Origin of the sequence: Gordonia sp. (in: high G+C Gram-positive bacteria), from assembly GCF_049299075.1 — a bacterium.
GTDB lineage: Bacteria > Actinomycetota > Actinomycetes > Mycobacteriales > Mycobacteriaceae > Gordonia.
The window spans coordinates 1-4,562 of the sequence record NZ_JBAQWU010000490.1; the positions used below are offsets into that span (position 1 = coordinate 1).

Annotated in this window: 3 protein-coding genes; 2 read left to right on the plus strand and 1 reads right to left on the minus strand. The window is 69.1% G+C overall.

All coding sequences use genetic code 11. The features are described 5' to 3' along the window. Positions 1–3,226, minus strand: a 3,226-nt coding sequence (locus tag WAW85_RS15430) for a fatty acid synthase subunit beta domain-containing protein (protein ID WP_422560468.1), incomplete at its 3' end; no start/stop codon positions are given. Positions 3,227–3,453: 227 nt separating this feature from the next. Between WAW85_RS15430 and WAW85_RS15435 the strand changes: the two genes are divergently transcribed. Next, a complete protein-coding gene (locus WAW85_RS15435) occupies positions 3,454–3,879 on the plus strand; it encodes an HIT family protein (protein ID WP_422560469.1) in 426 nt (141 codons plus the stop codon). Next, on the plus strand, positions 3,879–4,562 hold a 684-nt coding region (locus WAW85_RS15440), incomplete at its 3' end, for an NAD-dependent protein deacylase (RefSeq protein WP_422560470.1). The genes WAW85_RS15435 and WAW85_RS15440, both read left to right, overlap by 1 nt.

The following is a 4,562-nucleotide window of genomic DNA, read 5'->3' on the forward strand; positions in this document are numbered from 1 at the left end:
GCGAGAGGTGATGCGGCAGCGAGCCCGCGGTGGCGCCGCTGTGGTCTGCCACCGAATCGGCGAGCCAGCGTACCTGCGCCACGGTCGCGCCGTCGGCGACGGCGTTGAGAGAGCCGCCCGCGGCGACGGTCAGGAGCTCGCGCATAGCGCCAGTCGCGGCGTCGATGCCCACGCTGGGCACCGCGCCGTCCAGGCAGCCTGCGTCGACGGTCAGCGGGATGCGCACGGCGGTACGCGACACCGGAACCGACAGCTCGAAGGCCGCGGGGTACGCCCCAGCCTCCGAGGTCATGATCAGTCGGGCGCCGGTCGGCCCGTGCTCGGCGAGTTGCTCGTCGAACACCTCCCAGCCGGCCAGGTCGCCCAGGAGAGCGATCGGGTTGGTGACGATTCGGCCAGCCCAGGAGACGTCGACCGACTCCAGCAGCATGGTGAGCGGTCCGGCCGAAGGCACCGCACCGGTACGGCGACGGGCATCGGCGGGCCAGGTGTGCTCGCCCTCGGTGCGCAACACCTCAACGACGTGGCTCTCGAAGCGGTTCAGCAACGCGCCGACCGGCTCGTCTACTTCTGTGATGCCAGCGACCGCGACCGGTCCGGGAATAATGCAGACCTCGTCGGCACCGTAGCGGGCATCGTGGGCCTGCCACAGCGAATCGCTGCGCCACCAGCGGCGGACGTCTTTGTCGATCACCGGAACAAAGTTCACCGGTTTGCCCGGAGTACGGCACAGTTCTAAGAAGAAGGCGACGTCAGCCGGGTGCAGCACGTCGTCATCGATCGCCGGGTGTGCTGCGGCGAGGATCGCGATAGCGTCGCGCGGGTTCTCCACGTCGTCGCCGAACAGCGAGACAAAGGTGCCCGCATCCTGCTCGTGCATGCGAGCCTCAGTGCGGCGCAGCATGTCAGTGAAGCGCTGCGACCAGGTGACGTCGGCCCACGGCAGCGGCGGAGTGCCGACGCCACCGACGGCCAGCTCGGTGTAACGCGTCAGCCACTGACGGTAGGTCATGGTCGCCACGTCGCCGAAGTACGGCTTGGCGGTCCCGGCCATCGCGGCGATGATCTCGTCGCGGCGCTGCGCGACGGCGTCGGCGTCGCCGGCGACGTCGTCGAGCAGGCGACCGCAGCGTGAAGCGGTGTTGTCGATCTCGTGGATGTCGGCACCCAGCTGGCTGCGGCCGGATGCCATCCCCGCCTCGCTGTGGCCAGCGCCGATCCAGTCGTCACAACCGCGGGTGTCGACCAGCATCTGCTTGACCTCGGGAGCGGTGGTGGCCTCCAGCGTGGCCATCGCGGCAGTGCCGATCAGGATGCCGTCCAGCGGCATCAAAGCGAAGCCGTGCCGGGTGGCCCATTGACCGGTCAGATAGTCCGTCGCACGTTCGGGTGTGCCGATGCCGCCGCCGACGCAGATCACCACATTCGGTCGGTCGCGGAGCTCGCCGTAGGTGGTCAGCAGCAGATCGTCGAGGTCCTCCCACGAGTGGTGACCACCGGCCCGGCCGCCTTCAACCTGCACGATGATCGGAAACTCGGGAACCTCGTTGGCGATGCGGATGACTGAGCGAATCTGATCGACGGTGCCCGGTTTGAAGGAGATGTAGTGCAGTTGCGCCTCGGTGAGCTCGTGCACCAACTCCACGGCCTCGTCGAGTTCGGGGATGCCTGCGGTCACGATCACGCCGTCGATCGGTGCGCCGGCCGCGCGAGCCTTCTGCACCAGACGCTTGCCGCCGAGCTGCAGCTTCCACAGGTACGGGTCGAGGAAGAGCGAGTTGAACTGGACTTCGCGGCCCGAGTCCAGGAGCTCGGTCAGTCGGGCCAGGTTCCCGGCGAAGATCTCCTCGGTCACCTGGCCGCCGCCAGCCAGTTCGGCCCAGTGGCCGGCGTTGGCCGCCGCGGCGACGATCGCCGGGTCGACGGTGGTCGGGGTCATGCCGGCCAGCATCATCGGCGAGCGGCCGGTGAGCCGGGTGAATGGCGTATCGACGACGGTGCGTCCGTCCGGCAACTCCGCCAGGCGCGGGGCGTAGAGGGCCCACGGCGCGGAAATCTCCGGGACATTACCGGGAACAAAGAGGTTGCGCTGGCCGCCGCGGGTGCCGACGGCGACGAGCCCGACGCCTTGCCCGCGCACCAGCGAGGACGACAGTCGGGTGGCGGTGTCGGCTGGCCCGAAGTCCAGGATCCAGCGGGCACCGCTGGCGACGACCTCGGCGACTTCGGCCACCCAGTCCACGTGACGCACCAGGATCGCATCGGCGTAGCGGTGCGCCAGGGCCGGGTCGATGCCGCAGGCTTGCGCCCACTGCGTCACCAGGGCGATGCCCGGTGCCATATCGGGGTGGTGGAACGGCACGGTGGTCATCACGTTCTCGAAGACCGGCGCGAACGGCGACCCGCCGGTCAGCTTGCGCTTGCGCTCGTCGGCCGAGGCGGCGGCCTGCTCCTCGCAGAGCACTTGCAGCGCGGCCAGGTGCCGGGGTGCGCCGGACAGCACGATGGCGCGGCGCGAATTGTGCACAGCGATGGCCGGGGCGCCGACCCGCTGATCAGCGGGTAGCTCGGCGACGTACTGGGCAAGCAGTACCTCGCGGGCGGCCGGCACCACCTGGGAGACCGAAAGCATCGGCGAGACATCGGCGGTGCCGCCGAGGCCTCGCCGCCGGGCGGTCATCGCGGCGGCGGCACCGATCAGCCGGGCCAGCGCCAACAGGTCGGCGTCGGAGGCATCTCGCGGCGAGCCGTCCACGGCGAGGGCTTCGGTGGCCAGGCGGCCCTGGGAGTGCCCGATCAACGCGATCGGCGGCACGGCCGCGCTGTCGAGCCCCTGCTTGGTGACCGAGGCGATGGTGGCGAGCTGGCTCAACAGCACGCCGGGCATGGAGATGGTCGCGTCGGCGAGCACGGCGTCGCTCGGCACACTGCGGTCCTCATCGAGGTCGCGCATCCAGCCGATCGGGTCGAAGGTTCCCGCGCCCGCGCGAGCGAGCTCGTCGGCCACCGCCGCCAGCCGCTGCTCAGCGGCCGCGACGATCGTAATCATCTCGTGCTCGAGGTCGGCGTCGATCGTCACCTCGGCAAATGTCTGCAGCCAGGCGCCGCCTTGGCCGCCGAAGCTGGCGGCATAGGCCTCGCCCTGCGCCAATCGGTCGAGCAGACTCGGTTCCGGTGCTGCGTTGCGGTCATGTCGCGGACGGGAACGGAACTGATCGAGGGTCACTGGCTCTCCTGAAGGGGTCGCGGACAAGAAACGAGAAGTCATGGAAGGACTCGTCCAGTGTCGCATGCAAATATGAGGCTTTCCTCATGTTCGCTGGCGACCCCAAGGTATACCCGCTGGTAGAACGGCGAGTAACCGTGGCGACCGGCAATTATGGCGAGCGAATTTCCGTTATCAATTCGTGATGTGTGATGAGTCACGTCGGTCTCAGGTAGGGTCGGCAGGCCATGACCGACTGCATCTTCTGCGCCATTGCGGACGGCCGCGCGCCAGCCCGAATCGTCTATTCCGATGAGCACATCGTGGGATTCCTCGACATCCGCCCGATCACCGCCGGCCACACCCTTCTGGTCCCCCGTGAACACTCAGTCGGCCTCGCCGATCTCCCCGCCGCGACCGGTGCGCGACTCTTCGCCGCAGGCCAGAAGGTCGCCGCCGCGGCCAAGATCGCCCTCGGTGCGGACGGGGTGAACCTGGCTCTCAACGACGGCAAATCAGCCTTCCAGACGGTCTTTCACACCCACCTGCACGTGATTCCGCGGCACAGCGGCGACAAACTCGCCGTCGCCAAGGGCTTCCTCACTCGCCGCGCCGGGGATCAGGAGGCCGTCGCCGCGGCCCTGCGCGCCGAACTCGACGGGACCACTCCCTGATGACCGACCTCGAGCGCCTCGCTGCCGCGCGCCGCCTCGTCGACGAAGCCCGCAATGTCGTCGTCTTCACCGGGGCCGGCATGTCCGCCGAGAGCGGTGTGCCGACCTTCCGCGACTCGCTCACCGGACTGTGGGCCACGTTCGACCCGGCCAGCCTGGCGACGCCGGAGGCGTGGCGAGCCGATCGGGCTCTGGTGTGGTCGTGGTACGCCAGCCGCGTTCAGTCCGCCCACGCGGTAGCACCCCACGCTGGGCACATGGCAGTGGCCGAACTCGCGCGCCGCAAAGCCGGAACCGGGGGCCGGGTCGACGTCATCACCCAAAATGTCGACGATCTACACGAGCGGGCCGGTGTGGCGCCGGTGATTCATTTGCACGGCAGCCTCTTCGCGCCACGCTGCGACACCTGCGGGGCGTCCGTCCCCGTCGAATGTGCCACAAACAGCGAGCTACCACAGTGCGCGGTGTGCCCAGGTAAGGTCCGGCCCGGCGTGGTCTGGTTCAACGAACCGTTACCTGCCGACGCCTGGCTGGCGGCCGAATCCGCCTTCGCCGACGCCGCTCTAGTGGTCGTGGTGGGCACCCGCGGCGTCGTCTATCCGGCCGCCAGCCTGCCCGCGGCGGCCGCGCACCGCGGCGTCTCGGTCATCGAGATCAATCCCGAGCCGTCCGAACTGCTCGGC